Raw genomic sequence first — 24,491 nt, forward strand, 5'->3', positions numbered from 1 at the left:
CCCGCCGGGCGCAGGTCACTGCGCCCGTTGTTTTACTGCATCCCGGCGTAAAATTTGCCATAATACGCGCTGCATTTTTTCGTATTAAGAGACTCAGATGTCCGATAACGCTCAACTTTCCGGTCTGTGCGACCGTTTTCGTGGTTTTTATCCTGTCGTCATCGACGTTGAAACTGCAGGATTTAACGCTAAAACCGATGCGCTGCTCGAAATCGCCGCCATCACGCTGAAAATGGATGAACAAGGCTGGCTGATGCCGGACATGACGCTGCATTTCCATGTGGAGCCATTCGCTGGAGCCAACTTACAGCCGGAAGCGCTCGCGTTTAACGGTATCGATCCCTCTAACCCGCTACGCGGCGCGGTGAGTGAATATGAGGCGCTACACGCTATTTTCAAAATGGTGCGTAAAGGTATCAAAGACAGCGGTTGTAGCCGCGCCATTATGGTCGCGCATAACGCCACTTTTGATCACAGTTTTATGATGGCCGCCGCAGAGCGCGCCTCGCTGAAACGTAACCCGTTTCATCCGTTCGTCACCTTTGATACCGCGGCATTGAGCGGACTGGCGCTGGGACAAACGGTGTTATCAAAAGCGTGCCTGGCGGCAGGTATGGAGTTTGACGGCGAAAAGGCCCATTCCGCTTTGTATGATACCGAGCGGACAGCGGTACTGTTTTGTGAAATCGTCAATCGCTGGAAGCGCCTGGGCGGCTGGCCGTTACCTTTGCCGACGGACAAATAACGTGGCTAACGACGCCGCTTTTGCTCACGATGGCAGTAAAAAAGCGACCTTTACAGGTCGCTTTCTCCTTTCACAGATTACTCTGCGTCCGGCTCCTGAGTTTTATATTTTGCCGCAGTTTCTTTAATAAGCTGCTGCAACTCACCACGCTGATACATTTCAATCACAATATCACACCCGCCGACCAGCTCGCCGTCCACCCACAGTTGTGGGAATGTCGGCCAGTTGGCATATTTCGGTAATTCAGCGCGAATATCCGGGTTTTGCAGGATATCAACATAGGCAAAACGTTCCCCGCAGGCTGAAAGCGCCTGAACGGCCTGCGCAGAGAAACCACAGCTTGGCAGTTTCGGTGAACCTTTCATATACAGGAGAATCGGGTTTTCAGCGATCTGGCGCTGAATTTTTTCGATAGTGGTGCTCATTGTCTCGCTTCCTTAAACTACTTTTACGACTGAAGCCTGTCATTGTAACGGGTCAGGCTGGCAACGGAAAATAACATTTTCATCATGCCTTATTATTTTACCGTCTGCGGGAATAAGTTGTATACAAAATATCTTTTAAGCGGGTTGCCACGCAGTGATTTGTAGATAACGCGTTCGTGTTTAGCATTAATTGCTATTTTTTTTACATCTGTTAACGAAACACAGCTTCAGAAACCAAAAGCAATTACCAATCTGTGCTTTTGTAGATTAGAATTATCAGGTTTTGTAAATCATACGCAGGCATGAATCGCCTGCCTTTAACAGAGGATTGCTCAGTGGCGCGGATAAACAAAATCTCGATCACGCTCTGTGCTTTACTTTTTACTACTCTCCCTTTTACGCCAATGGCCCATGCTTCCAGGCAAGCCAAAGCGACGCCTGCTGTTTCTCATGTCACGAAAACGGCAGATAAAAAGAAAAGCACAACGAAAAAGATCAGTAAGACCAACAAAAAAAACGTAAAAAAAACCTCAAAAACCAGCCGTTCTTCTTCCGCTTCTACGCCAAAACGTACCACCGCCTCCACGAAATCTCGTCATACGACGCATCGTCGTAACAGAACCGCGCCCACGTCAATCGCCGCCCTCGACGTAACGGAAAAATGCACGACGCGTAAAGGCCGTAAGCCGCACTGCGTGAAGGGGAAAGGAACATTGCCGGTCTCTATTGCCGATGCGCATCGTGCAAAAGTACAAAAAGCGACGAAAACCGCGATGTCCAAGCTCATGAATCAGATTGGTAAACCGTATCACTGGGGAGGCGCGTCGCCGCGCACCGGTTTTGATTGCAGCGGTCTGGTGTATTATGCCTATAAAGATTTAGTGAAGATCCGTATCCCCCGAACGGCGAATGAGATGTATCACCTGCGTGACGCGGCGCCCATTGAGCGTAGCGAGTTGAAAAACGGCGATCTGGTGTTCTTCCGTACGCAGGGGCGCGGCACCGCCGATCACGTTGGCGTCTATGTCGGCAACGGTAAGTTTATCCAGTCTCCGCGCAGCGGTCAGGAAATTAAGATCACCTCACTGAACGAAGAGTACTGGCAGCGTCATTATGTCGGCGCCCGTCGGGTGATGACGCCTAAAACAATTCGCTAATATTTTATCCTGTCGTTTAACGACAGGATAACTTCTTCTTTTGCGCCACCTCTCAATTTGCTACCCTATCCTTACGCGCACCAGGGTTATTGTGCGTGCGCAATATTAATAATAAGGAGAGAAGCAATGTCGTTCGAATTACCTGCATTACCGTATGCCAAAGATGCTCTGGCACCGCATATTTCTGCTGAGACGCTGGAATATCACTATGGCAAACATCATCAGACTTACGTGACCAATCTTAACAATTTGATCAAAGGCACGGCGTTTGAAGGCAAATCGCTGGAAGAGATCGTGCGAGCCTCCGAAGGCGGTATCTTTAATAACGCCGCTCAGGTATGGAACCACACCTTCTACTGGAACTGCCTGGCGCCAAACGCTGGCGGCGAACCGACCGGGAAACTGGCTGATGCTATCGCGGCATCTTTTGGCAGCTTCGCAGAATTTAAAGCGCAGTTCACCGATGCCGCTATCAAAAACTTTGGTTCCGGATGGACATGGCTGGTAAAAAGCGCTGATGGCAAACTGGCTATCGTTTCTACCTCAAATGCCGGTACGCCGCTGACTACGGATGCAACGCCGTTGCTGACGGTTGATGTGTGGGAACACGCGTATTACATCGACTACCGCAACGCCCGTCCAAACTATCTGGAGCATTTCTGGGCGCTGGTTAACTGGGAATTTGTTGCGAAAAATCTCGCCGCATAAGTCTGAGTACGCAGAAGGTACGCCTTCTGCGTTTTAGAGAGGGATAGAATAGAGGAGACGCCCACCCTCAGAAGAGAGGAAATCAGTGCAGAGCGGCCGTTAATCCACCTGCGACAATCACGCCCAGAACAATCAGCGTAGTAATCAACGAAAATTTCAGGTCGGTACTCATCAAGTTTTCTCCTTTTTATTCCCACACAAAAAGTGATATAGCGCATTTTTGCACATTCCCGCACAAAAATCTCTCATGTTTTATATTGATAACTGTTTTTAACGCTTCCCCTTTTCCTCAAGATCAGACAAAATTCCAGGCTTACTGAATTAGCGTAACGGCCATTGACCCCTTCCTGACGTTCCGTGTCGTTTTTCCGGCGTGCCGCAACCCTGATGTTGCGATTAGGGTGTGTGTAGGCAAACGTTTACCTGGCGTTTCTCAGGAGCTTAGCGAGGGTCTGGAGTGAAATGTAATGGCAACAATTAAAGATGTAGCGAAACGAGCAAACGTTTCCACTACAACTGTATCACACGTAATCAACAAAACGCGTTTTGTCGCTGAAGAAACGCGTAACGCGGTCTGGGCGGCAATTAAAGAGCTACACTACTCTCCCAGCGCCGTCGCGCGTAGCCTGAAGGTTAACCATACCAAGTCGATAGGCTTACTGGCGACCAGCAGCGAAGCGGCCTATTTTGCCGAAATTATCGAGGCGGTTGAAAAAAACTGTTTCCAGAAAGGCTATACGCTGATTTTAGGCAACGCCTGGAATAACCTGGAAAAACAGCGCGCCTACCTGTCCATGATGGCGCAAAAGCGCGTGGATGGCCTGCTGGTGATGTGTTCTGAGTATCCAGAACCTCTGCTTTCCATGCTGGAAGAGTATCGCCATATTCCGATGGTGGTGATGGACTGGGGTGAGGCGAAGGCCGATTTTACCGACACGGTGATTGATAACGCCTTTGCAGGCGGCTATATGGCGGGTCGTTATCTGGTTGAGCGCGGCCACCGGGATATCGGCGTTATTCCCGGCCCGCTGGAGCGCAACACCGGCGCGGGCCGGCTGGCAGGCTTCATGAAAGCCATGGAGGAGGCGCTGATCAACGTGCCGGACAACTGGATTGTTCAGGGCGACTTCGAGCCGGAATCCGGTTACCACGCGATGCAGCAAATCTTATCGCAGTCACATCGCCCTACCGCCGTTTTCTGCGGAGGCGATATTATGGCGATGGGCGCGCTTTGCGCGGCTGACGAAATGGGGCTTCGCGTACCGCAGGATGTTTCGGTGATCGGTTATGACAATGTGCGTAACGCCCGTTACTTTACCCCGGCGCTGACGACGATTCACCAGCCCAAAGACTCTTTAGGCGAAACCGCATTTAATATGCTACTGGATCGCATCGTCAATAAGCGTGAAGAGTCACAGTCTATTGAAGTTCATCCACGCCTGGTTGAGCGTCGCTCGGTCGCTGACGGCCCGTTCCGCGACTATCGGCGTTAATCCCCGCAGTCGGGAGCCTCTTCTGGCTCCCGAAGCCACTCCCGATTCAACGTTTCGCTATCGCCCAAATAGTCCAGCAGCCATGCCAGCGCGGGCGAGGCCTCGTTTTGCTGCCACGTCACGCAACAGGCCGCATCGGGAAACGGATTCTCTAACGTCAGCGCCACCCATTTTCCGCTGTCTATCCACTGGCGGGCAAAATGCGTCGGCACCATTCCCACGCATAGTCCTGCCGACAGGCAGGTTGCCGATGACTCCCAGTCCGGTACGACGACCCTTTTTTGGTTATCCAGCAACCAGGTAATCCGTTTCGGTAAGGTTCGCGAAGTGTCTTCCCTGACCAGCGACGGCCAGTTGCGCAGGGTATCGTCGCTTAACGGCCCAGGCATTGACGCCAGCGGATGATCGCTTGCCACTACGCAGCTCCAGCTCAGGGTCCCCATATCCCGAAAAGCGTAACGCCCCCCTACCGGAATCGCCTGCGTCGCCCCAATCGCCAGTTCGACACGCCCGTCGGAGAGCGCGTCCCAGACGCCGTTAAACACCTCCTGAAAAACCAGCAGTTCCACATCGTCAAAATGGCGATAGAAATCGACGATCATCTGCCGGGTACGTTCTGGTCTGACGATATTGTCCACCGCAATAGCTAACTGCCCGCGCCAGCCATTAGCAATTTGCTGACACTGCTGGCGAGTGATCTGCATTTTTTTGATAACAGAACGCCCTTCTTTTAAAAACCAGATGCCAGCAGGCGTCAGTTCAACATCACGGTGACGTCGTACAAAAAGCGGTACGGCCAGCCACTCCTCTAGCTGACGAACGGTGTAACTGACTGCTGAAGGCACACGGTGCAGTTCCTGCGCCGCCGCGCTAAAACTGCCATTGCGCGCCACGGCGTCAACCACTTCAAGCGAGTATTCCGACCACATAATTTGCCTACAAAAATTTTGAATTCACTGGACAAATATTAACGTTTCACAACCGTAATTTCACTCCCTACACTCTGCGACAATGTCTGTCTGATAAGAAAGAGAAACAAATATGCAACCTGGAAAAGGTTTTTTAGTCTGGTTAGCCGGCCTTAGCGTGCTGGGGTTTCTGGCTACGGACATGTACCTGCCCGCGTTTGCCGCCATACAGGCGGACTTACAAACGCCTGCCGCCGCTGTCAGCGCCAGCCTCAGCCTTTTTTTAGCTGGCTTTGCCGTCGCGCAACTCCTCTGGGGACCGCTATCGGATCGTTATGGCCGTAAACCGATTTTACTGCTGGGGTTATCTATCTTTGCACTCGGAAGTCTGGGGATGCTGTGGGTAGAAAGCGCGGCAGCACTGCTGACGCTGCGCTTTGTGCAGGCCGTCGGCGTTTGCGCGGCAACGGTAATCTGGCAAGCGCTGGTGACCGATTATTATCCTTCGCAAAAAATTAACCGTATCTTCGCCACGATCATGCCACTGGTGGGATTATCCCCGGCGCTTGCGCCCTTACTGGGAAGCTGGATACTGACGCATTTCTCATGGCAGGCGATTTTCGCCACCCTGTTCGTGATTACGTTGTTGCTGATGTTGCCGGCGCTGCGCTTAAAACCATCGGTAAAAGCGCGTACCGAAGGACAGGATAAACTCACTTTCGCGACGTTGTTACGCTCTAAAACCTATCGCGGTAATGTGCTGATTTATGCCGCCTGTTCCGCCAGCTTTTTTGCGTGGCTAACAGGGTCGCCGTTTATTCTCAGCGCGATGGGTTACAGCCCGGCAGTGATTGGCCTGAGCTATGTTCCGCAAACCATCGCTTTTCTGATTGGCGGATATGGTTGCCGCGCGGCGCTACAAAAATGGCAGGGCTACCAATTGCTTCCGTGGCTGTTAGGGCTGTACGCGCTGAGCGTTATCGCCACCTGGGGAGCGGGCTTCCTGAATAATGCCTCACTGGTGGAGATCCTGATTCCTTTCTGCGTAATGGCGATTGCTAATGGCGCCATCTACCCTATCGTCGTCGCGCAAGCGTTACGCCCTTTCCCTCAAGCCACGGGACGCGCTGCGGCGCTACAAAATACGCTGCAACTGGGGTTATGTTTCCTGGCAAGTCTGGTAGTTTCATGGCTCATCAGCACGCCGCTGCTGACCACCACCAGCGTAATGCTCTCTACCGTTGTTCTGGCGGCGTTAGGTTACAAAATGCAGTCTCATGCAGAGTGCGCTGAGGCCGAATTTCACCATGCCAATGTCGCCCACGACAAGTCTCACTAAAAGCTTGTTAACCGCTGGTAATTAGCACGCTAACAATTTTCGGTTGAATCATCAAAAATTGCGGCCTATACTGATTCACGGTTGTTTATATTACGATAATTATTAGGCATTAACGGGAACCGGAGCGTTCCCGATTCACCATGGATGGCCTTTTCGGCAAGGGTTCCTCCCTTCCTCTGTTCTACGTCGGATAACTGGCTCACGGAATTGCCCGTGGGATTTCTCACAAAGCCAAAAAAGCGTCTACGCTGTTTTAAGGTTCTGATCACCGTCCAGTGATGGAGAAACTATGAGTTCATCGTGTATAGAAGAAGTCAGCGTACCGGATGATAACTGGTACCGAATCGCCAACGAATTGTTAAGTCGCGCGGATATTACAATTAATGGTTCCGCCCCGTCTGACATTCGTGTTAAGAATCCCGATTTTTTTAAACGCGTCCTTCAGGAAGGATCGTTGGGGTTAGGTGAGAGTTACATGGATGGCTGGTGGGAATGCGAGCGTCTGGATATTTTCTTCAGCAAAGTCTTACGTGCCGGTCTTGAAAATCAACTCCCCCACCATGTTAAAGATACGCTCCGTATCCTCGGCGCGCGTCTGATTAATCTACAAAGTAAAAAACGCGCCTGGATTGTCGGCAAGGAACATTACGATCTTGGTAATGACCTTTTTTCCCGTATGCTCGATCCCTATATGCAATATTCTTGCGCCTACTGGAAAGATGCAGATACGCTGGAAGCGGCACAGCAAGCCAAGCTGAAATTAATTTGCGAAAAGCTACAGCTACAACCGGGGATGCGTGTGCTGGATATCGGCTGCGGCTGGGGCGGCCTGTCACAATATATGGCGACCCATTATGGCGTTAGCGTGGTGGGCGTAACGATCTCCGCTGAACAACAAAAAATGGCGCAGACGCGTTGCGAAGGTCTGGATGTCTCCATTCTCCTGGAAGATTATCGCGACCTTAACGATCAGTTTGACCGAATCGTCTCTGTCGGCATGTTCGAACATGTCGGGCCAAAAAACTACAACACCTATTTTGAGGTTGTTGACAGGAATTTAAAACCGGATGGTCTTTTCCTGCTCCATACTATTGGTTCTAAAAAAACCGATCATAATGTCGATCCGTGGATCAATAAGTATATTTTCCCCAACGGTTGCTTGCCGTCTGTTCGTCAAATCGCCGAGGCCAGCGAATCACACTTTGTAATGGAAGACTGGCATAACTTTGGCGCCGACTATGACACGACTCTGATGGCGTGGCATGAGCGCTTTATCAATGCCTGGCCAGAGATTGCGGGCAATTATAACGAGCGCTTTAAACGTATGTTCAGCTATTATCTCAACGCCTGCGCGGGTGCGTTTCGCGCGCGTGATATCCAGCTTTGGCAGGTGGTATTTACGCGCGGCGTTGAAAACGGTCTGCGCGTTCCTCGCTAATCATCTCCCCCGCATTTCATGCGGGGGAATCTTATTTTCCGTTAGCCAATGTCGGCCTGATTTCTGACCGCATTTTCTCGTGCAGCCAGTACGCGTTCTACGGTATCAACAACCGCCTGCGTTTGCGGATCGATCTCGATATTCACACGCTCACCCAGTTTTTTTCTGCCAAGCGTAGTACGTTCCAGCGTTTCCGGAATGAGATGCACGCAGAAGCGCGTTGGCGTTACCTCGCCGACGGTCAAACTGATGCCGTCGACGCCGATAAAGCCTTTATACAGGATATACTTCATCAGGGACGCATCCTGCACTTTAAACCACACCTGATGGTTATTTTCGGAGGTCAGGATTTTCGCGATCTCCGCCGTCGTAATAATATGCCCCGACATCAGATGACCACCGATTTCATCGCTGAATTTGGCGGCGCGCTCTACGTTGACCTCATCACCTACCCTCAACGCGCCCAGATTGGTGATGCGCAACGTTTCTTTCATCAGATCAAAGCTTATCTGGTTGCCGTTTATTTCAGTCACCGTCAAACAGCATCCGTTATGCGCTACCGACGCCCCCGTCTCCAGCCCCTCCAGCATGTAGTCCGGTAACGTCACCACATGGGTGCGAAAGTTGGGTTTTTCATCAATCGATACCAGTTTCGCGGTACCCTGTACGATCCCCGTAAACATATCTTCAACTCCTGAAATAAATAAAAGCAGAACTGTTCAGCACAATAGCAGGTGGAAAAACAGCTTGCCAGCAATGCGCCGTTAACAACTGTTTTTTCGCTGGAGAAATAGTAATACCCCGCTACAATAGACTGAAATTTCCCCTGCTATTTCTTTTGGCTGCCACTACGGCGGCTTTTTAGTCTTTCATATAACAACAAAATAAAAGGTGAATACGTGCAGAAGTATACCAGTGAAGCGCGTCAGTTATTAGCGTTAGCGATACCGGTGATCCTTGCGCAAGTGGCACAGACCGCAATGGGATTCGTCGATACCGTCATGGCAGGAGGCTATAGCGCTACGGACATGGCTGCCGTCGCTATCGGCACCTCTATCTGGCTTCCCGCCATTTTGTTTGGTCACGGCTTACTGCTGGCCTTGACGCCCGTGATTGCGCAACTCAATGGCTCCGGCCGTCGTGAGCGTATCGCGCATCAGGTTCGACAAGGGTTCTGGCTGGCGGGCTTTGTCTCCGTGCTGGTGATGATCGTCCTGTGGAATGCCGGATACATTATCCGCTCCATGCATAATATTGATCCGGCGCTGGCCGATAAAGCCGTGGGTTATCTTCGCGCGCTACTGTGGGGCGCGCCAGGATACCTTTTCTTCCAGGTAGCTCGAAACCAGTGCGAAGGTCTGGCCAAAACCAAACCGGGTATGGTGATGGGATTTTTGGGCCTGCTGGTGAATATTCCGGTGAACTATATTTTTATCTATGGCCATTTTGGTATGCCTGAACTCGGCGGTATCGGCTGCGGCGTTGCGACCGCGGCGGTCTATTGGGTGATGTTTATCGCCATGCTTTCTTACATTAAACACGCGCGTTCAATGCGTGATATTCGTAATGAAACAGGCTTTGGCAAACCCGATAGCGTCGTCATGAAGCGCCTGATTCAACTAGGGTTACCGATTGCGCTGGCGCTGTTCTTTGAAGTGACGTTGTTTGCGGTCGTTGCGCTGCTGGTTTCGCCATTAGGTATTGTGGATGTCGCGGGTCATCAGATTGCGCTTAACTTTAGCTCGCTGATGTTCGTACTGCCGATGTCGCTGGCTGCGGCGGTAACGATTCGAGTGGGTTATCGTCTGGGCCAGGGCTCAACGCTGGATGCGCAAACCGCAGCGCGTACCGGTTTAGGCGTCGGCATTTGTATGGCTGTGGTTACCGCGATCTTTACCGTTACTCTGCGTAAGCATATTGCTTTGCTCTACAATGACAACCCTGAGGTCGTGGCGCTTGCCGCGCAATTAATGCTGCTCGCTGCGGTTTACCAGATTTCCGACTCTATACAGGTTATCGGCAGCGGTATTCTGCGCGGTTATAAAGATACGCGTTCCATCTTTTTTATCACCTTTACCGCCTACTGGGTGTTAGGTTTACCCAGCGGTTATATCCTGGCGTTAACGGATCTGGTGGTGGTTCGTATGGGACCGGCAGGCTTCTGGATGGGGTTCATCATCGGCCTGACCTCGGCGGCGGTGTTAATGATGCTACGGATGCGCTATCTACAACGTCAGCCGTCCGCCATCATTTTGCAGCGCGCTGCGCGATAATACGACGATAGCCGTCGCATGGCGGCTATTTTCTCGACATGTTGCATATTTCCACCGCAATCAGGTGATTTCAGGAAGAAAATTGCGATTTCCCTCTTGCCTCATTGCAGTTGTGACGCTAATATTCGTCCCCGTTGTCACCTACAACGTTGCGTTCATAGCTCAGTTGGTTAGAGCACCACCTTGACATGGTGGGGGTCGTTGGTTCGAGTCCAATTGAACGCACCATCATTTTAATGCGTCTGTAGCTCAGTTGGTTAGAGCACCACCTTGACATGGTGGGGGTCGATGGTTCGAGTCCATTCAGACGCACCAATCCATTATCTTGTATTAATTTTATAATACGCTATCTGGTGCTTGTGTCAGGCTAAACGCGATTATTTTCAGTCCCTCATCTTTATCGTCAAACAAATCAACGCGCTGCTCTATACGCTATTACCCCTCTTAACCTTCGCAGTGGCCTGAAGAAGCATACCAAAGGCATTTATGGTGTTTCGGTAGAATGCGCATAATCTATCTTCATCACCATACGTAACAAGGCTGCAACGGGTTCAAATAACGTTTCAGGAATTTTATCTCCACGTTCCACTTCAAAAAATAATGAGCGGGCCAGCTCAACATTTTCAACAACGGGGATGCAGTTGCGTTCAGCGATGTTAACAATATAGTTAGCTTGAGCATCACTACCTTTTTCCAGAACGCGTGGTATTGGCATATCGGTGGGATGATAGCCAAGACAAACCGCAATATGCGTTGGATTACGCACTACCGCAACAGATTGTTTAACAGATTGAGCTAAACTCCCACTTTGTATTTCACTCTGCATTTCCCGACGCCGTGTCTTCATTTGAGGGTCTCCCTCCAGATCTTTATGCTCCTGTTTTACGTCATCTTTACTCATTTTTAGATCTTTTCTAATCTTATAATATTGAAAAGAATAGTCCAGTATGCCAACGACGATATAAAAAGCCATCACCCCTACCCATAACCATTTTATTAAAGAAGAAACTACAAGCAGGCCACAGGCTAACCCACAGTACGGTAGTGCCCGAAAAGTACTGGCATAATAATAAAAGAAAAAGGCAAAGATAAGAGATAGCATGATAACTTTTAGGCTGGATTTACATAATTCCACTACGCTATGTAAAGAGAATATCTGCTTAAAATTACTTACCGGATTTATATGCTCGCTTTTAAAACCAATGGCCTTGCTGGCAATAACCACCCCCACCTGAAGAAACACGCTACCCACAGTAGCAACTATTACCCCTGCGCCCAGAAACAGCAGTGCAGAAGTCAATGACTCTATCAAAGCATGAGTCAATTGCGTTAATGCATAAGAAAATGGTTTATTTACTAATTGTAATGTGAAAGTTATTGACGCAATCAGTATCAAAATCATCTTTTCAGTAAAAAAATGAAAATACAAATAAAGCGCAATCAGCTGAAATAATGATGTTATTTCAATACTTTTGACGACCTGCCCTTCCTTACGGCCATCACGTAATTTCTTTTCTGTAGGCTGTTCTGTTTTCTCGCTCATACAGATGGGAACCAGTCTTTCAGATAAATATAAAATTTATCGCTTTCAACCAAATAGTGATGAAGAGCATAAGGGAATGAGATCAGGAGCGTCAGTAGAACTAATATACTTTTGAGCGGCATTGAGAAGAAAAACACATTCAATTGTTGTGCCGACCGATTTAAAAGACCTAAAGCCAGATCGGCTAATACCATACATATTATGGCAGGAAGAGAGAAACTGACACATAATTGATAAAGCGTTCTCCACTCTGCCTGGATATATTTTAAAAATTGCCGATCAAATAATAAAGTACGCCCCGGTGGTAAATATTGGTATGACTCATACAAAATGTTTAATATAAACTCCATGCCGCCGCTTATAAAGAAAATAACACACAAAAACTGGCTGAAAAGCAAGCCAAAAAGTGAGGTTTCAGCTTCCATTGTAGAATTGAATATCGTACCCATTGTCGCGCCACGTAAAGTATCAAGCAGAAACCCCGCCATATCAACGGCCCAAAAGGGAACCGCCGCACAAAACCCAATTAAAAAACCAATAATCACCTCTCCGGTGACTAACCCTAACCAACTGTAATCTTTACCAATATGCATCATAATCTTCTGCTGGTAAATGATTGGTAAGATGGGAAAGGTAAGTGACATAAGCACGCCATTACGTAAAAGCGCGGACCCTAAACTGCCACTTTTTAATAGGGGAAGTAATAAAGAGAGGCTCAATGGTCGAATAAAAGCCACAGCCAATGCAATAAGCCACTCATTTACCTGTTGTGCCATTCAACCATGCTCTCCAATTCGTAACATTATCTGCCGGGTATAATTCAACAGGATACCGCTAAGCCATGGGTAGCTGACCATTAAGGTTATTGCAATTGCCAATAATTTAATCATGAACTGTAGCGTTTGGTCCTGTATTTGAGTCAAGGCCTGAACAAGGCTTACGATGACACCAACTACCGATGCCACCAACACCACCGGCATAGACGTAAACAGGACGATCCATAAAAGTTGCGTTACAAATTGCGTCAATTCAGAATCATTCATGAAAAGCTCTGTACCAATTGCGCCAGTGTCAGATCCCAACCGCCTGCCAGTAAAAATATTAGCAGCTTAAACGGCAATGAAATGGTCATCGGCGACACCATCATCATCCCCATAGCCAGCAGTATATTTGAAATAAGCAGGTCAATAGCCAGAAAGGGAAGATAAATAAGTAATCCAATCCGAAACGCCTGCGTTAACTGACTCACCGTAAATGCCGGAATTAATATGAGCAAAGAATCAGGTTTTATCTTTCTTTTTATGTCTTCAGGCCAGGTTCGTTTTATCAAATTCCGAAAATAATTGGCTTCCTTTTCTTCAGAGTTTTTTTGCAAAAACTGTCGATAAGGCGCTAATGCTTTACTGTCCCACTCCGACGTCCAGAAAGGAGCGCCAGCGACCTGAACCGGATGCCAGCGCTCTTTTACAGCTAATAGCGTCGGCCCCATAATGAATAAGGAAAGTACAAGCGCGAGGCCATACAGTGCGATATTTGGGGGAACTTGTTGAATACCCAGAGCATTTCGTAAAATCGAAAATACCACCGCCAGTTTAAGGAAAGAGGTTCCCATGACGATAATGAGAGGCAGTATTGAAAGCAGAAACAATATACCAATCAGTTGCAAAGGCGAATCGGGTAAAGACATACTGTATCTCTCATGACACGACCTGGAACGCTATTATATTGTTCGCATATTATTTTTCTTATCAGGTTTACGCTGTATTTTTGGAAAGATACCAACGTGTAATACGCACCATAAATTCATTGCCACAGGCAATCAACTCACCTTGCCCAATAATACGGTCATTTACTCTTATCGTCACCTCTGGCGCAAAACATCCACCTACAGGCAAAACGTCCCCCGTTTTAAGTTGCCGTAATTGTCCAATTTCCAGACTCGCACGTCCGATCTCAAAGAGCACCTGTTGTGGTATCTGCTCAAGTTCGACTGAAGACGTTCCGTCACTCTTTGACATTGGGCTCCCTGACGCAAGTAGCGTTTCGATATCCTGGACTAATTCGTCAAATTTCATCGTGTTATCCTCTGTCAGCAATACCCTTGCGTAGATTCCCCCTGGTAGTTGAATAGCAAAAAAACCGAGTCTGATGTCGCCAAAGCAATGAATCCGAACGCCCATGCCGATTTCGATAGACTCAAGTTCAATTAATGTAAGCTGGCACCAGCCTAAATATACAGGGACTACAATAGGAGGAGCAGGATAAATCTGTTGACGCTCAGCAGAAAGCTCTCCGACTATATTGCGCAAAAAACCCGTTGGCCATGTAAAAATAATGCTATGGAACTCATGTTCTTCAACTATCCATTTAATATGCAACGCTAGCTGATGTGGTAGATTACTGCAGGATGTTGGCGGTTCGTTCTGACAGAGGGTGGCATCACTGGCTTGCAATAACGGCGCCAGCCCCCATTCAGCTATTCCATATAGCAATTCAGGATCGATAGCCGATCGATTAGCGGTGCCAATTAACCCTTCACACCAGCGCTGCCAGCATTGTTCTGCAATCCACACCCTACCCAGCTCATTATGATAATTTATGGTAAATAATGTCCCTTGCTGTACTGGATATTGTTGCATACTCAATGTCAGCTCACCAATGGTAGCGCCTTGCGTTGGAAGCATCTCCACCCACGGACGCTCTTCATTCGCTATTCTTAACATAGAATATCTCCAGGGAAATTATATACCCCATATGCAGCAACTGAGACTCCAGCCACTGCTTTAGCGCTTTCATCGAACGGTAAATTTCATGATGAGGGACATTGATTCTTAACTGGATTAGCCCCCCTGATTCACATACTTCACACTCTACACCGTCAAGATAACCGCCACTAACACGATAACGTTGCGTGAAAACCACGTTCTTATTCAATGCTGCAGGAGGATTATTCTCACCAATGGGTAATGCCTGGTGCATGAGTTGTTCAAAGTCCATACGTTCCGCCTCCGCCTCGTTATCATCCTGATAAGACTGGCATGGCAACCCTAGACTTCCTTCAACTTTGGTAATACGCATCGCTTAATACCATAGTAATTTTTTCTTTCTTTTTCATAAGCGCATTAAAATTCTTCTGTAATTCGCTTCGCCGGGAGACAAGCTGCTGATACTGATTTTCTAACTGCTGCCGTTGCGTCAAAAAGCTCTGCGCCTGTGTGAATAGTCCGGCCATTTGTTGTTTCTTATCCAACAATAAATGACAAGATAACGTACCTTGCCAGCCCATTAATTCTTTCAGTCTGGTAGTCACTGCTAAAACGCGCGTCTGGCAAATCTGCTGTTCCGTAATAATCGCCTGTTGCTGCTGATCAAGTACGGTAAGTTTGCCGCGTAATTGCTTTTCACGCCGCGCGATTATCTCCAGCAAAGTTTCCATGATCACTCGGTGAGTATTTGGTGTAATTTTTCTATGAGTAGCTCGGGTCCGCATACTTCATCCTTACTTTGTCGCAAAAATGTGCAAATATCCGGATAGGTATCAATGGCTTTGTCAGTATCTGTATCAACTCCTCGCTGGTATTCCCCAATGCGTATTAACAGTTCAACCTCCTGGTAAAGCGCCAGGCGCCGTCGCAATATAGCCGCCAGTTGACGATGCTCATGGCTGGTAACGACTGGAAAAACGCGGCTGAGCGTTGCCAACACGTCAATGGCAGGATAATGCCCCCTCTCTGCAAGCCGTCGGGATAGCACAATATGTCCATCAAGCAGTGAACGGACTTCATCCGCCAACGGCTCATTCATATCATCGCCTTCCACCAGTACCGTATAAAATGCGGTAATACTGCCTTTTTCCCCCATTCCTGTACGTTCTAAAAGTCGTGGCAATGCACTAAATACGCCTGGCGGATATTCCCCAGAAACCGCGGTCTCTCCGGCGGCCAGAGCGATTTCCCGTGCGGCCCTGGCATAACGCGTCAGTGAGTCGGCAAGCAAGACGACTCGCTTTCCATTATCGCGAAAAAATTCTGCTATCGTGGTGGCCACAAACAGCGCCCTCACGCGCTCTAAGGCGGGTCTGTCAGAGGTTGCGACAACAATGACACAACGTTTTCGGGCCTCTTCAGACAGTGTAAAATCGATGAATTCGCGGACTTCTCGTCCACGCTCACCAATTAACACCAGAACATTACTGTCTGCGTCTGGAGCATTACACAGCATCGCCAGAAGCGTGCTTTTCCCCACGCCAGGAGCAGAAAAAATACCCACTCGTTGCCCTTCGCCACAGGTCGCAACGCTATCAATAGCGCGAATCCCCGTCATTAATGGTTGAGTAATAGGCTGTCGAACCATTGCGGGAGGAGGCATTGCATCATAGTCTTTCCAGCAGACGTCGGGCAGTTCGCGGCCATCAAGGGGACGACCAAAGCCATCAATGACTCGCCCTAATAACGCTTCGCCCACGGGAACCTGATGGCGTCGCCTTAAGGCCATCACTTGCTGCCCGCAGTGAAGTCCGATAGTACTCGTAAAAGGAGATAGCAAAGCTTTGCTGCCATTAATCCCCACGACTTCAGCAAGTTCTTCTCCAGGCTTTATACAGCACAACTCTCCCATAAATACCCCAGGCAACCACGCATTTAACAACGTTGCGCTGACATCCTGAATTCGGCCCCATCGACAATAACCATCGGGGGGCGGATATTTCAGCCTCAGACGTTGCATCAATTCATTCTTCATCGTCCGCCAACTCCTCTTCGCTAAGGTCAATACTTTCTACTACTTGTATAAGGCTCTCCTCTCCTAATTCCTGCCATGACAAAATCGGTACGTCGAACAAGGTGGCTTCTGTAATTTTTCGCAAGAAACGTCGGGTGTCGACAGAAGTGACAATGAATAATTTGGTTGACTGCTTCAGCGCCTGCTCGATAAGTTGCAGGATCTGCGTCTTATGACGAGACGACAGCGCAGTATAGGTCCCCATTGCCGTCTGGCGAATGGATTCACGCACGAGGTTCTCAATACCTTCGCCGATCCGCAAAATCGGCAGCGGTTTTCCTTCCGGATTAAGACGACGCAGAATATGACGGCGAAGCGCGATACGGACATATTCTGTCAACATCAGGACATCTTTTTCACGTGGCGCCCAGTCAATTAAGGTGCCGAAAATAAGACGTAAATCTCTAATAGAAACCCGCTCTGATACAAGCCGCTGCAGAGTTTCAGCGATTTTATTAATGGGTAACTGGCGCTGAAGTTCTTTCACCAGCTCAGAGTAGTTTTTTTCCATCGCATTCATTAGATAACGCGTTTCCTGAACACCAATAAACTCTCCCATATGCCGAAGCAGGACACATTTTAATAAGGCAGAGATACGTTGGCTGCCCGCGAAAACGTCCAGTCCAAAACCTTGCGCCTTATGGGCCATATCTTTTGTAAGCCAACAGATCTGCCCCATCCCGTTCGGTAACGTCTGGCTATCACCCACCACACTGGCGTCCGCGCCTATCAATAAATAATCCGCCTGGGCGGGAATAGATAAACTAAATACGGGTTCCTGATATAGCAGTACCGTCAATTTTTCGGTGGGTTCAGGCAAAACCTCAATATTCACCTCAGGGAGAGGGACGCCGGTATCCTCAAATAAAAACCATCTCATGGCGTCAATATCACGAATCAGGTCGGCAGAATGTAACGTCGGGGTAAGACGTAAGATTAGAGGACATGCGCCGGGAACCATACTATCTTTTTCCGGCGCTTCGACGCCATTTGCGGAAACCACAGACTTTTTGCGACGAATGAGGATAATTGGCAATGCTAACAACGCTGAAAAGAAAGCGAGAGTGATAAAAGGAAAGCCAGGAATTAAGGCGAGGAGCATTAAAACCACAGCGGTTAATATTAGCGACTGAGGTTGTCTGGCAATTTGAGAACTCAACTCTGTCGCCAGGTTCTGGCGTTTCTCACCCGGAACACGGGTGACAATAATTCCCGCGCTAAGGGAAATCAGCAGCGATGGAATTTGCCCACATAAACCATCTCCGATTGACAGTACGCTATAAGTGTGAACAGCCTCACTCATCGACATATCATATTGTACGATAGCGATAATAATACCGCCGATAATGTTCACCAGAACAACAATAATACCGGCAATCGTATCGCCTTTAACAAATTTCATCGCACCGTCCATCGCACCGAGAAAACGACTTTCCTGCTGGACGTGTTGCCTTAATGTACGGGCATGGTCTGCATCGATAACTCCGGCACGCAAATCGCCATCGATACTCATTTGTTTGCCTGGCATCCCATCAAGCGAGAAACGTGCGCTAACTTCCGCCACCCTCTCGATACCTTTTGTAATGACAATAAATTGCACGATAGTAATGATGGTAAATACGACCAACCCAACGGTGAGATTTCCTCCTACGACAAACTTACCGAAAGCATCCACAATATTACCGGCATTATGTTGTAACAGTACCAGCCGTGATGTGCTGATTGTGAGTGACAAACGATATAATGTAGTAATAAGTAATAAAGACGGAAATACCGATAAATCGAGAGGGTCACTAAGATAAATAGCAATTAAGAGCAGGATCACTGAAAACATAAGGTTGATAGTAATCAGGATATCAACCATCCAGGTCGGTAAAGGTAACAGCATCATCACAATAGCGATTAATAACACCGTCGCCAGAACCATATCCTGCCGACCCGCGCATACACTGAGCCACTGTTGCGCCCTGATTCCCTCACCTAACCATGAACGCATTGCGACTCCAGAAATTTTATTTGTCGATGATGTAATCGTAACCAGAGCTCGGCGGAGCTGGAAAGAGGAGGAGAACAACTCATTGCAAGCCCATCGCGCAACAAAAATAATCGTTGAGGAATACCCTGGAACGCTGCAGGTTTCCAGTGAGTTAAGGCTTTAAAAAGCAGATCTTCGTCTAAGAAGGTTTGCTTGAGTATCTGACATAAGTGAATACGACCGTTATGATAGTTTAGATAGGTTTCATATTGTCCTTGCCGCCAGAACATATTGGTTGCTAAAGGCCGTTCAGCTAATCCTGCTAATTGAATAAAAAGCTGAATATTACGTTCAGTAATGAGATCCCAATCCATCCTGCCGCCTCATGATGAGCCAGAACGCCAATTTACCTAAATATTGAAAGCCAGGTATCAGAATAAAACCTGATTTACCTTTACTTCACGAAGCGTTTCGAGAATTTGTTCACGTTGATCTTCGTCGTTAAAACAGTTATCGGGTATCAGCATAAACTGCGCATCAAGTTGTTGGAGTAGCCGATTGAACATCTTCGATGAAGAAACTATAGCGGTAAGTCTATCAAGCAACCAATCACTGAAAAGCCAGCGCTCACAAATGATATCGAGTAGTAGCGGCAGTAATGTATTAGGCGGCAACTGGCAAATCCACTCCTCACGCTGGCACTCTTTTTCAAGGCCAAGGAATAACAACAAACGACGCAAGCGTACTAATGCTGCGGCCAAACGACTTTGCTCCGAGGGTTCGATGCATATGCTAAGTTCAAAGGCTATCGCTCTTAGCAAAATACGGACCCGTTCACAGCGATCCGGCCAGTCTGCCACGCGTCTGAACCACTGCGATAAGGGCATTTCATCGTTGTCTATCGCCTGTTGCATAAAACGCTTCAGCGAGGACAGCGTAGCGGTATCCACTTCGCCAAGTTCCAGTAAACTAAAAACGGCAAGTTCCCATCCCTCCTCCGCTGTAAGCGTATCCAGTTGCGATTGCAAATCGCGTTTTTTCTTTTTTGACAACCCGCCGGCAGTAAGCGCCATTGCAAGAGCGATAATTTGATACGCATTCTGTAAATCAGGATCACTATTCTCTTCGGTAAGCGGACGCAACGTTGCTCCATTATCCTCCTGTATTTGTTTTATCAAACGCAGCAAAGCCTGCTGTCTGCGCTCCAGTTTCTCAGCATCAATGAATTTATAACTTTCGCGCAGTTTACCACTCAGCGCCATTCCTATTTCTTCCATCGTCTCATAGAGCGCTGCCCCCGTCGTTTCCTGTAACTCCTGGAGAGCTAACATTGAAGGCGAAATAACCTCTTGTTCCTCTATAACCTGGCCAGGGGTAAATGCTGTAGGGGGCGTCATTTTTATCTCATTAATTTTAATATTCATCGCTACCTCCTTTATCTTCACCATTACGTAACCATTTCAGTAACGCGTTGAAATGACGAGAAAGTGAAAATTCAACGGCATATCGTGTTGAGGAGAGTTCAGCCTGATCGGGAGAGAAACCAGACTCGATAATCAACGTAAACCGCTTGCCAAAAGTTTCACGCATCAATGCCTCTTTTTCAGGATGAATACGCAAATAAAGCGCTCCCTCTTCCGCCATAGCCGTAGCCTGGCGTGCCAGACGATGGCACATAACACTGTCTACCGACTGTTGGTCGAACCAGGCCAACAGAACCTGTTCTATACTATTTTTAATATGATGCTCTGCTTGATCGACCAATGAACGAAATTGATTTTCATCGTCTTGTAAATGTTTTACATGCTGTTCCAGCCATTCCACTTCCATTTTTTCCAGCGTATTTTTACGCAACCACGCTAGTTCTTGTTGCTGCTCAACTTTCTGTTCACGCTGATAACGATAGGCGTCTCGGATGATTTTTTCAGCCTTACGGTAAGCGGAGCTCACAATAGCATGTGAAACTCTCTTAGCTTGTTGCTCTTGTGCAAATAAAGTTAATTGTAATGTTATCCACTGTGACTCAATAATATTTCGAGCGGGTAGCTTATGGTTAATTTCCGTCAGTGGAAGTGAAGTGAAACTCATAGCAAATGCTCCATGAAGATAATCTCGGTAAGAGAAGTCTTCGGCCAAAGTATACGCTGCGGAGGGGGTAATAATACTAATAGCGCATGTAAAACCGCATCGTCATGCGCTTCCCGATTAAGAATGGCGGTACCGATCTGCAATGCAGTTTGTTGCATCACTTGCGGAGGAAGTAATTTGCCATCTCTTTGCCCCAACCAACCATATAGCTGCCAGATCTCATCCTCGCTAAACCACTGTAGAAGCAATTGCCGATACTCTGGTAGCATAAAATAGTCACTGCACCTGAGTTTGAATAATCCCAGCCCAAAGGCAAATGCCGATATACGCGGCGCAAGACGAACCTGCCGTTTTTGCCTGTCATTTAAACAGGCTGGAATAACAGAGCTTCCCCTTAGTCTATTTAACGCTCTGTCAAGAAGACGATCCAACTCGGGCCGATCGCCATAACGCCAGCAGTTTGAAGGATGAAAACCCAGCTTATCAAGCCATTCCGGTACAGCGTAACGAGCAGGTTGCCAGAAATAACGATAAAGTTGCAACACCTCGGGATCAGGTCGGCTCAAAAACGGCGTCTCAGGCAAAAATAGCCGATCAGGATGCCCACTCCTATTAACAGTCCTGTCAACGATAACATCAACTGATAAGGGTATTTCATCAACCACTTCTCCACCTTCCCTTTATTGGCGTTGATCACGTCCATAATCCAGAATGTTTGTTTCACGGGTACATCAGGTACCATTCTGAATTCAGCAGGCTGCATCAAGATACTAATCTTACTGTATTGCAACCCAGGAATTGACATTTCTATTAAATCTTTAATTTTTACCCGAAAGGCCTCCATATTGACCTGAGGTGAATATTTTATAAATACGGCAACTGAGCTCGGAGAAGCGTTACTCCCCTCATCATAAGTCGGTAGCGCAATGGTCACTTTTGCATTAATTACGCCCTCCATCTGACTCAGCATTCCTTCAATTCTTTGTTCTTTTAAAAAATTAATCTTCTGCTGTTCTTCCTGGGGTGATACCACTAACTGATTAGCCGGAAACATCTTATCCGCCGTTGTAAACTGACGATGCGGATAACCGTTAAGTCTAAGTAGTTCAACCGCGTTAATAAACTGCGACTGCTCGACACGTAAGGTAACACCGTCCTCTTCCTGTTTTTTTTCCGCATCGATATGATGCTGCATAAGTAATGCCAGCATTTGATTCGCCTCATCTTCTGGCAATGAGCGATAAAGATCCACATCACATGCCGTAAGAAAGAACGTAAGGACAGTAAGAAATACTATACGATGAACCTTCATGTCATGCTATCCAGCTTATTAAGCGCTTGCGATGCTGCGCCTGATATTCTGGCAAGATAATCGACGCCTACCGTTAACTGCATATAATCCATTTGTCTGGTCAACATAACCTGCGGTAATAAAGCACTGGCGTTACTGGTGGATGCATCATCTTTCAGCAATTGTTCAAAAAAATTAATTTGCTCCTGGCTCGGTTCTGCAGAGGACTTTACATAAGATTGAGTGCTTACAGGCACTACGCTCATATCAGAAATATTCAATTTTCAAACCCCTCATTTGGTGCAGGAAATAACAGACGCAGCGCCATAGCCTCTGGCAAATCAATATCCGATAAAATTTTCGCGGCTTTTAGCGGCTCATTTAAACCCGCCAACAATAATGCCAGACATACCAACTGTAATTTTTTATCCGGAACAATAACCGTTAGCGCTGGTAACATCGCATGTACCTGGGAAATCAGGCTATGGTTAACGCCCGCAAACATGATTTCCAGCAGCAACCGTCGAACATCGTCGCTAATAACTTCAGATTTTAGCAATGATTCCACTAAGCATATCCTTGATCATTTTGATCAGTGAACTTTCGTAATTAATAAATGTAGAATACTGCTGTAAGGCAAATTGCGCTTTAATCATCGATTCTGGGTTGAGCAAATCATTACCATTCATTTTGTCATTAATGGCCTGGCCTGCCTGGTGCGCCATGTGGGAGAGCATATCCACTAATTGTGCAATATCCATAATGCTTTTCCTTAAAATAAATACATCGTAAGGATACTGGCAACATAGCAAAATTTAGAAATCAATGAACATCCGGTATATACCTGAAAACGATTACTCCGGCGCACGTTGTTCTGGCGTCACCTGAGCCAGCAAACGATATAATGGGCTGCTGACCTGCATACCGGTCATTGCCATCCCATCCATACCGAAGCGAGTAAAACTCATTAGTCCGTAGGTAATATCATTAAGGCGCTCTAATAAATGAGGCTGTAGCCCCAAACTACCACTCCAGTATGAATGCGTCATTACCGTCGCGGTTAAGACTAATCTACCTCCCAGGGAGACGGCTTTAGCAATCGCCATACTTTTGCGTTGATTGGCGAAACAATTAGCAATATAAAAAACGGCATTGCCTATACTGTCGTGAGCCATAGGCAAATGATGTTTATGATGGTAGATAAGACAGGCGACATCCGCAATGGCAATAGCAAGGCCAATTCCCGCCAGGGCTAAGAGCGGTGCGCCTCCACCACTTAGCACTGTTAATGCTATTCCAGCGGAACAGCATAAAATCTGTCCGCCCAAAATGACCGTTTGCCAACTAAAAATTTCTTTTGGAAAACACTCTATCACTCGTTTCGCAAGTCCGGTCAATAACCGCTCTTTTCCTTGTTGAGGACCTATTCTACCACTCTCCATATTGGTTTCCGGATGTGGCAATGAGGGACATGGAGGGGATTCCTCAGGCGCGTTAACAGGACGTTGCCCTCCTACCTGAGCATTTGGGCTAACAGGTTTCATGGTTCTCCCCGAGATGTATGACCAGAACTGTCCATTAATGCAGGTGTAGTAGCAGATTGACAGAGCGATGCCATTTGTTCCGCCAATAACACACTGGGATCGGCATGAAGTTCATCAACAGAATTTTCCCGATCGTCGCCAGAGCGGCGGGCAAGGCAATAATCCAGTACCGCACCTATCGCCGTCAGGCTAACGGAGGTAATTACACTCCCCATGTCCAAAGAGGCCGCAATATTTTCAGCGGCGGGCAGTGGAAACTGTAGGGGTAAAACCAACATAGAAATAGCGATTCCTGAACGTATTAATAAAGAAAGACAATTAGCAAGGGTGTTAGCGCAGTTAAGACTTGCCCCACATTTTAAGGCCAGCGCACTGACCACAAGAGCAACGCTATCACTGGCGGTTTGTAACGGCTCCTTTTGCTGACATATCAATTGATAATTATGATACGCACAGCAAGCATCCCCAATAGCAATCACGAGCGCCGCCCCCGCAAGAATAGCAATGGGTAATCCTGCCCCGCCAGAAATTACCGCTGCAGCAACCGATAATCCAAACACGACTGTCGCACCCAGCGCACGAATAGTGTATTGCATAAAATGTATAGCATAATCCCTCTGCTGCCTTATTTGTTCAGGCGTAAGCAGCACTGGAGCTGCGGGGGTACCTGGGGCTGGAATTTCAGGGGGAGGAAACGATACCTCCTTCGCTTGTATATCGGAAGGAGGACTATTACCATCGACTATATTACTTGCCGCTGACGGAATATGAATTTTCATATTTCG

The 24,491-nt window shown here is 47.7% G+C and carries 30 protein-coding genes and 2 tRNA genes; 9 read left to right on the plus strand and 23 right to left on the minus strand.

Annotated features, from left to right (window positions below; all coding sequences use genetic code 11):
* Positions 1–97: 97 nt before the first annotated feature.
* On the plus strand, positions 98–745 hold the full coding sequence (gene rnt / locus LCS67_RS12115) for a ribonuclease T (RefSeq protein WP_001282267.1): 648 nt from the start codon (positions 98–100) through the stop codon (positions 743–745).
* Between the two features lie 77 nt (positions 746–822).
* On the opposite strand, the gene grxD is transcribed toward rnt, so the two are convergent.
* Positions 823–1,170 carry a monothiol glutaredoxin 4 gene (gene grxD, locus LCS67_RS12120; protein ID WP_000108176.1) on the minus strand — a complete coding sequence of 116 codons (348 nt, stop codon included), beginning with the start codon at positions 1,168–1,170 and terminating at the stop codon, positions 823–825.
* A 335-nt stretch (positions 1,171–1,505) separates the two neighbouring features.
* Between grxD and LCS67_RS12125 the strand changes: the two genes are divergently transcribed.
* On the plus strand, positions 1,506–2,327 hold the full coding sequence (locus tag LCS67_RS12125; protein ID WP_023223549.1) for a C40 family peptidase: 822 nt from the start codon (positions 1,506–1,508) through the stop codon (positions 2,325–2,327).
* 126 nt (positions 2,328–2,453) lie between these two features.
* Positions 2,454–3,035 carry a superoxide dismutase [Fe] gene (gene sodB / locus LCS67_RS12130; protein WP_000007294.1) on the plus strand — a complete coding sequence of 194 codons (582 nt, stop codon included), beginning with the start codon at positions 2,454–2,456 and terminating at the stop codon, positions 3,033–3,035.
* 82 nt (positions 3,036–3,117) lie between these two features.
* On the opposite strand, the gene LCS67_RS12135 is transcribed toward sodB, so the two are convergent.
* Entirely contained in the window at positions 3,118–3,207 is a 90-nt protein-coding gene (locus tag LCS67_RS12135) for a YnhF family membrane protein (protein ID WP_000102277.1), read from the minus strand.
* 295 nt (positions 3,208–3,502) lie between these two features.
* Between LCS67_RS12135 and purR the strand changes: the two genes are divergently transcribed.
* Entirely contained in the window at positions 3,503–4,528 is a 1,026-nt protein-coding gene (purR, locus tag LCS67_RS12140) for an HTH-type transcriptional repressor PurR (RefSeq protein ID WP_000190993.1), read from the plus strand.
* On the opposite strand, the gene punR is transcribed toward purR, so the two are convergent.
* Positions 4,525–5,457 carry a DNA-binding transcriptional activator PunR gene (gene punR / locus LCS67_RS12145; RefSeq protein ID WP_000269512.1) on the minus strand — a complete coding sequence of 311 codons (933 nt, stop codon included), beginning with the start codon at positions 5,455–5,457 and terminating at the stop codon, positions 4,525–4,527. The genes purR and punR overlap by 4 nt on opposite strands.
* A 112-nt stretch (positions 5,458–5,569) precedes the next feature.
* Between punR and punC the strand changes: the two genes are divergently transcribed.
* Together punC and cfa are read left to right on the plus strand one after the other, a co-directional pair.
* Positions 5,570–6,775 carry a purine nucleoside transporter PunC gene (gene punC, locus LCS67_RS12150; protein WP_023213418.1) on the plus strand — a complete coding sequence of 402 codons (1,206 nt, stop codon included), beginning with the start codon at positions 5,570–5,572 and terminating at the stop codon, positions 6,773–6,775.
* 289 nt (positions 6,776–7,064) lie between these two features.
* Complete coding sequence (gene cfa, locus LCS67_RS12155; RefSeq protein WP_000098879.1) at positions 7,065–8,213, plus strand: cyclopropane fatty acyl phospholipid synthase; 1,149 nt, start codon at positions 7,065–7,067, stop codon at positions 8,211–8,213.
* A gap of 41 nt (positions 8,214–8,254) precedes the next feature.
* On the opposite strand, the gene LCS67_RS12160 is transcribed toward cfa, so the two are convergent.
* The gene (locus LCS67_RS12160) at positions 8,255–8,896 is read right to left on the minus strand and encodes a riboflavin synthase (RefSeq protein WP_000493971.1); all 642 of its coding nucleotides are present in this window, start codon (positions 8,894–8,896) and stop codon (positions 8,255–8,257) included.
* Between the two features lie 216 nt (positions 8,897–9,112).
* Here LCS67_RS12160 and mdtK point away from each other — a divergent pair, with 216 nt between their 5' ends.
* The 3 genes from mdtK to LCS67_RS12175 all read left to right on the plus strand — a co-directional run bounded on the left by mdtK (position 9,113) and on the right by LCS67_RS12175 (position 10,801).
* Positions 9,113–10,486 (plus strand): multidrug efflux MATE transporter MdtK, encoded by a 1,374-nt coding sequence (gene mdtK, locus LCS67_RS12165; protein ID WP_010835190.1) that lies wholly within the window; start codon positions 9,113–9,115, stop codon positions 10,484–10,486.
* 151 nt (positions 10,487–10,637) lie between these two features.
* Positions 10,638–10,714, plus strand: a tRNA-Val gene (locus tag LCS67_RS12170).
* A gap of 10 nt (positions 10,715–10,724) precedes the next feature.
* Positions 10,725–10,801: transfer RNA gene (locus tag LCS67_RS12175), tRNA-Val, on the plus strand.
* Between the two features lie 169 nt (positions 10,802–10,970).
* Here the strand turns inward: LCS67_RS12175 and ssaU are convergent.
* From ssaU to sseF, 19 genes are all read right to left on the minus strand, one after another.
* Entirely contained in the window at positions 10,971–12,029 is a 1,059-nt protein-coding gene (gene ssaU / locus LCS67_RS12180) for an SPI-2 type III secretion system apparatus protein SsaU (RefSeq protein ID WP_001291707.1), read from the minus strand.
* Positions 12,026–12,805, minus strand: a complete 780-nt coding sequence (ssaT, locus tag LCS67_RS12185) for an SPI-2 type III secretion system apparatus protein SsaT (protein ID WP_000068771.1) — start codon at positions 12,803–12,805, stop codon at positions 12,026–12,028. The genes ssaU and ssaT overlap by 4 nt, the downstream gene beginning before the upstream one ends.
* Positions 12,806–13,072: an SPI-2 type III secretion system apparatus protein SsaS gene (gene ssas / locus LCS67_RS12190; RefSeq protein WP_000999982.1), complete on the minus strand. Its 267-nt coding sequence runs from the start codon at positions 13,070–13,072 to the stop codon at positions 12,806–12,808. It lies immediately after the preceding gene.
* The gene (gene ssaR / locus LCS67_RS12195) at positions 13,069–13,716 is read right to left on the minus strand and encodes an SPI-2 type III secretion system export apparatus protein SsaR (RefSeq protein WP_000056367.1); all 648 of its coding nucleotides are present in this window, start codon (positions 13,714–13,716) and stop codon (positions 13,069–13,071) included. Before ssaR ends, ssas begins: the two co-directional genes overlap by 4 nt.
* Before the next feature lie 67 nt (positions 13,717–13,783).
* Positions 13,784–14,752 carry an SPI-2 type III secretion system cytoplasmic ring protein SsaQ gene (gene ssaQ / locus LCS67_RS12200; RefSeq protein ID WP_000944198.1) on the minus strand — a complete coding sequence of 323 codons (969 nt, stop codon included), beginning with the start codon at positions 14,750–14,752 and terminating at the stop codon, positions 13,784–13,786.
* Positions 14,733–15,107 (minus strand): SPI-2 type III secretion system apparatus protein SsaP, encoded by a 375-nt coding sequence (gene ssaP, locus LCS67_RS12205; protein WP_001223304.1) that lies wholly within the window; start codon positions 15,105–15,107, stop codon positions 14,733–14,735. Before ssaP ends, ssaQ begins: the two co-directional genes overlap by 20 nt.
* Complete coding sequence (gene ssaO / locus LCS67_RS12210; protein WP_000449093.1) at positions 15,088–15,465, minus strand: SPI-2 type III secretion system apparatus protein SsaO; 378 nt, start codon at positions 15,463–15,465, stop codon at positions 15,088–15,090. Before ssaO ends, ssaP begins: the two co-directional genes overlap by 20 nt.
* Before the next feature lie 2 nt (positions 15,466–15,467).
* On the minus strand, positions 15,468–16,769 hold the full coding sequence (ssaN, locus tag LCS67_RS12215) for a SctN family type III secretion system ATPase SsaN (protein ID WP_031565999.1): 1,302 nt from the start codon (positions 16,767–16,769) through the stop codon (positions 15,468–15,470).
* On the minus strand, positions 16,759–18,804 hold the full coding sequence (ssaV, locus tag LCS67_RS12220; RefSeq protein WP_001258222.1) for an SPI-2 type III secretion system apparatus protein SsaV: 2,046 nt from the start codon (positions 18,802–18,804) through the stop codon (positions 16,759–16,761). Before ssaV ends, ssaN begins: the two co-directional genes overlap by 11 nt.
* Positions 18,789–19,157, minus strand: coding sequence for an SPI-2 type III secretion system apparatus protein SsaM (gene ssaM / locus LCS67_RS12225; RefSeq protein ID WP_000383700.1), 369 nt, complete (start codon positions 19,155–19,157; stop codon positions 18,789–18,791). The genes ssaV and ssaM overlap by 16 nt, the downstream gene beginning before the upstream one ends.
* 57 nt (positions 19,158–19,214) lie before the next feature.
* Positions 19,215–20,231: an SPI-2 type III secretion system apparatus protein SsaL gene (gene ssaL, locus LCS67_RS12230; RefSeq protein ID WP_000238882.1), complete on the minus strand. Its 1,017-nt coding sequence runs from the start codon at positions 20,229–20,231 to the stop codon at positions 19,215–19,217.
* A complete protein-coding gene (ssaK, locus tag LCS67_RS12235; protein WP_000011206.1) occupies positions 20,197–20,871 on the minus strand; it encodes an SPI-2 type III secretion system apparatus protein SsaK in 675 nt (224 codons plus the stop codon). Before ssaK ends, ssaL begins: the two co-directional genes overlap by 35 nt.
* On the minus strand, positions 20,868–21,416 hold the full coding sequence (locus LCS67_RS12240) for a type III secretion system domain-containing protein (RefSeq protein ID WP_001531605.1): 549 nt from the start codon (positions 21,414–21,416) through the stop codon (positions 20,868–20,870). The genes ssaK and LCS67_RS12240 overlap by 4 nt, the downstream gene beginning before the upstream one ends.
* Before the next feature lie 17 nt (positions 21,417–21,433).
* The gene (ssaJ, locus tag LCS67_RS12245) at positions 21,434–22,183 is read right to left on the minus strand and encodes an SPI-2 type III secretion system apparatus lipoprotein SsaJ (protein WP_000862881.1); all 750 of its coding nucleotides are present in this window, start codon (positions 22,181–22,183) and stop codon (positions 21,434–21,436) included.
* A complete protein-coding gene (ssaI, locus tag LCS67_RS12250; RefSeq protein WP_001562742.1) occupies positions 22,180–22,428 on the minus strand; it encodes a SctI family type III secretion system inner rod subunit SsaI in 249 nt (82 codons plus the stop codon). The genes ssaJ and ssaI overlap by 4 nt, the downstream gene beginning before the upstream one ends.
* Positions 22,429–22,439: 11 nt before the next feature.
* Complete coding sequence (locus tag LCS67_RS12255; RefSeq protein ID WP_000444713.1) at positions 22,440–22,730, minus strand: EscG/YscG/SsaH family type III secretion system needle protein co-chaperone; 291 nt, start codon at positions 22,728–22,730, stop codon at positions 22,440–22,442.
* A complete protein-coding gene (gene ssaG, locus LCS67_RS12260; protein ID WP_000350226.1) occupies positions 22,708–22,923 on the minus strand; it encodes a type III secretion system needle filament protein SsaG in 216 nt (71 codons plus the stop codon). The genes LCS67_RS12255 and ssaG overlap by 23 nt, the downstream gene beginning before the upstream one ends.
* 93 nt (positions 22,924–23,016) lie before the next feature.
* Entirely contained in the window at positions 23,017–23,706 is a 690-nt protein-coding gene (gene sseG / locus LCS67_RS12265; protein ID WP_000805849.1) for a pathogenicity island 2 effector protein SseG, read from the minus strand.
* Entirely contained in the window at positions 23,703–24,485 is a 783-nt protein-coding gene (sseF, locus tag LCS67_RS12270; RefSeq protein ID WP_000690713.1) for a type III secretion systems effector SseF, read from the minus strand. The genes sseG and sseF overlap by 4 nt, the downstream gene beginning before the upstream one ends.
* Positions 24,486–24,491 lie beyond the last annotated feature (6 nt).

The organism is Salmonella sp. A7 (genome assembly GCF_020181675.1).
Taxonomy (GTDB): domain Bacteria; phylum Pseudomonadota; class Gammaproteobacteria; order Enterobacterales; family Enterobacteriaceae; genus Salmonella; species Salmonella enterica.

Bases quoted from the DNA above. Each gene is read 5' to 3' on its own strand.
- rnt (WP_001282267.1), top strand. From the start codon at position 98: ATGTCCGATAACGCTCAACTTTCCGGTCTGTGCGACCGTTTTCGTGGT.
- sseF (WP_000690713.1), bottom strand. From the start codon at position 24,485: ATGAAAATTCATATTCCGTCAGCGGCAAGTAATATAGTCGATGGTAAT.
- punC (WP_023213418.1), top strand. From the start codon at position 5,570: ATGCAACCTGGAAAAGGTTTTTTAGTCTGGTTAGCCGGCCTTAGCGTG.
- ssaT (WP_000068771.1), bottom strand. From the start codon at position 12,805: ATGGCACAACAGGTAAATGAGTGGCTTATTGCATTGGCTGTGGCTTTT.
- purR (WP_000190993.1), top strand. From the start codon at position 3,503: ATGGCAACAATTAAAGATGTAGCGAAACGAGCAAACGTTTCCACTACA.
- ssaG (WP_000350226.1), bottom strand. From the start codon at position 22,923: ATGGATATTGCACAATTAGTGGATATGCTCTCCCACATGGCGCACCAG.
- sseG (WP_000805849.1), bottom strand. From the start codon at position 23,706: ATGAAACCTGTTAGCCCAAATGCTCAGGTAGGAGGGCAACGTCCTGTT.
- ssaK (WP_000011206.1), bottom strand. From the start codon at position 20,871: ATGAGTTTCACTTCACTTCCACTGACGGAAATTAACCATAAGCTACCC.
- punR (WP_000269512.1), bottom strand. From the start codon at position 5,457: ATGTGGTCGGAATACTCGCTTGAAGTGGTTGACGCCGTGGCGCGCAAT.
- cfa (WP_000098879.1), top strand. From the start codon at position 7,065: ATGAGTTCATCGTGTATAGAAGAAGTCAGCGTACCGGATGATAACTGG.
- grxD (WP_000108176.1), bottom strand. From the start codon at position 1,170: ATGAGCACCACTATCGAAAAAATTCAGCGCCAGATCGCTGAAAACCCG.
- ssaR (WP_000056367.1), bottom strand. From the start codon at position 13,716: ATGTCTTTACCCGATTCGCCTTTGCAACTGATTGGTATATTGTTTCTG.
- ssaN (WP_031565999.1), bottom strand. From the start codon at position 16,769: ATGAAGAATGAATTGATGCAACGTCTGAGGCTGAAATATCCGCCCCCC.
- sodB (WP_000007294.1), top strand. From the start codon at position 2,454: ATGTCGTTCGAATTACCTGCATTACCGTATGCCAAAGATGCTCTGGCA.
- ssaI (WP_001562742.1), bottom strand. From the start codon at position 22,428: ATGAGCGTAGTGCCTGTAAGCACTCAATCTTATGTAAAGTCCTCTGCA.
- ssaJ (WP_000862881.1), bottom strand. From the start codon at position 22,183: ATGAAGGTTCATCGTATAGTATTTCTTACTGTCCTTACGTTCTTTCTT.
- ssaM (WP_000383700.1), bottom strand. From the start codon at position 19,157: ATGGATTGGGATCTCATTACTGAACGTAATATTCAGCTTTTTATTCAA.
- ssaV (WP_001258222.1), bottom strand. From the start codon at position 18,804: ATGCGTTCATGGTTAGGTGAGGGAATCAGGGCGCAACAGTGGCTCAGT.
- ssaL (WP_000238882.1), bottom strand. From the start codon at position 20,231: ATGGTGAAGATAAAGGAGGTAGCGATGAATATTAAAATTAATGAGATA.
- ssaQ (WP_000944198.1), bottom strand. From the start codon at position 14,752: ATGTTAAGAATAGCGAATGAAGAGCGTCCGTGGGTGGAGATGCTTCCA.
- ssaO (WP_000449093.1), bottom strand. From the start codon at position 15,465: ATGGAAACTTTGCTGGAGATAATCGCGCGGCGTGAAAAGCAATTACGC.
- LCS67_RS12160 (WP_000493971.1), bottom strand. From the start codon at position 8,896: ATGTTTACGGGGATCGTACAGGGTACCGCGAAACTGGTATCGATTGAT.
- ssaP (WP_001223304.1), bottom strand. From the start codon at position 15,107: ATGCGTATTACCAAAGTTGAAGGAAGTCTAGGGTTGCCATGCCAGTCT.
- LCS67_RS12135 (WP_000102277.1), bottom strand. From the start codon at position 3,207: ATGAGTACCGACCTGAAATTTTCGTTGATTACTACGCTGATTGTTCTG.
- ssaU (WP_001291707.1), bottom strand. From the start codon at position 12,029: ATGAGCGAGAAAACAGAACAGCCTACAGAAAAGAAATTACGTGATGGC.
- ssas (WP_000999982.1), bottom strand. From the start codon at position 13,072: ATGAATGATTCTGAATTGACGCAATTTGTAACGCAACTTTTATGGATC.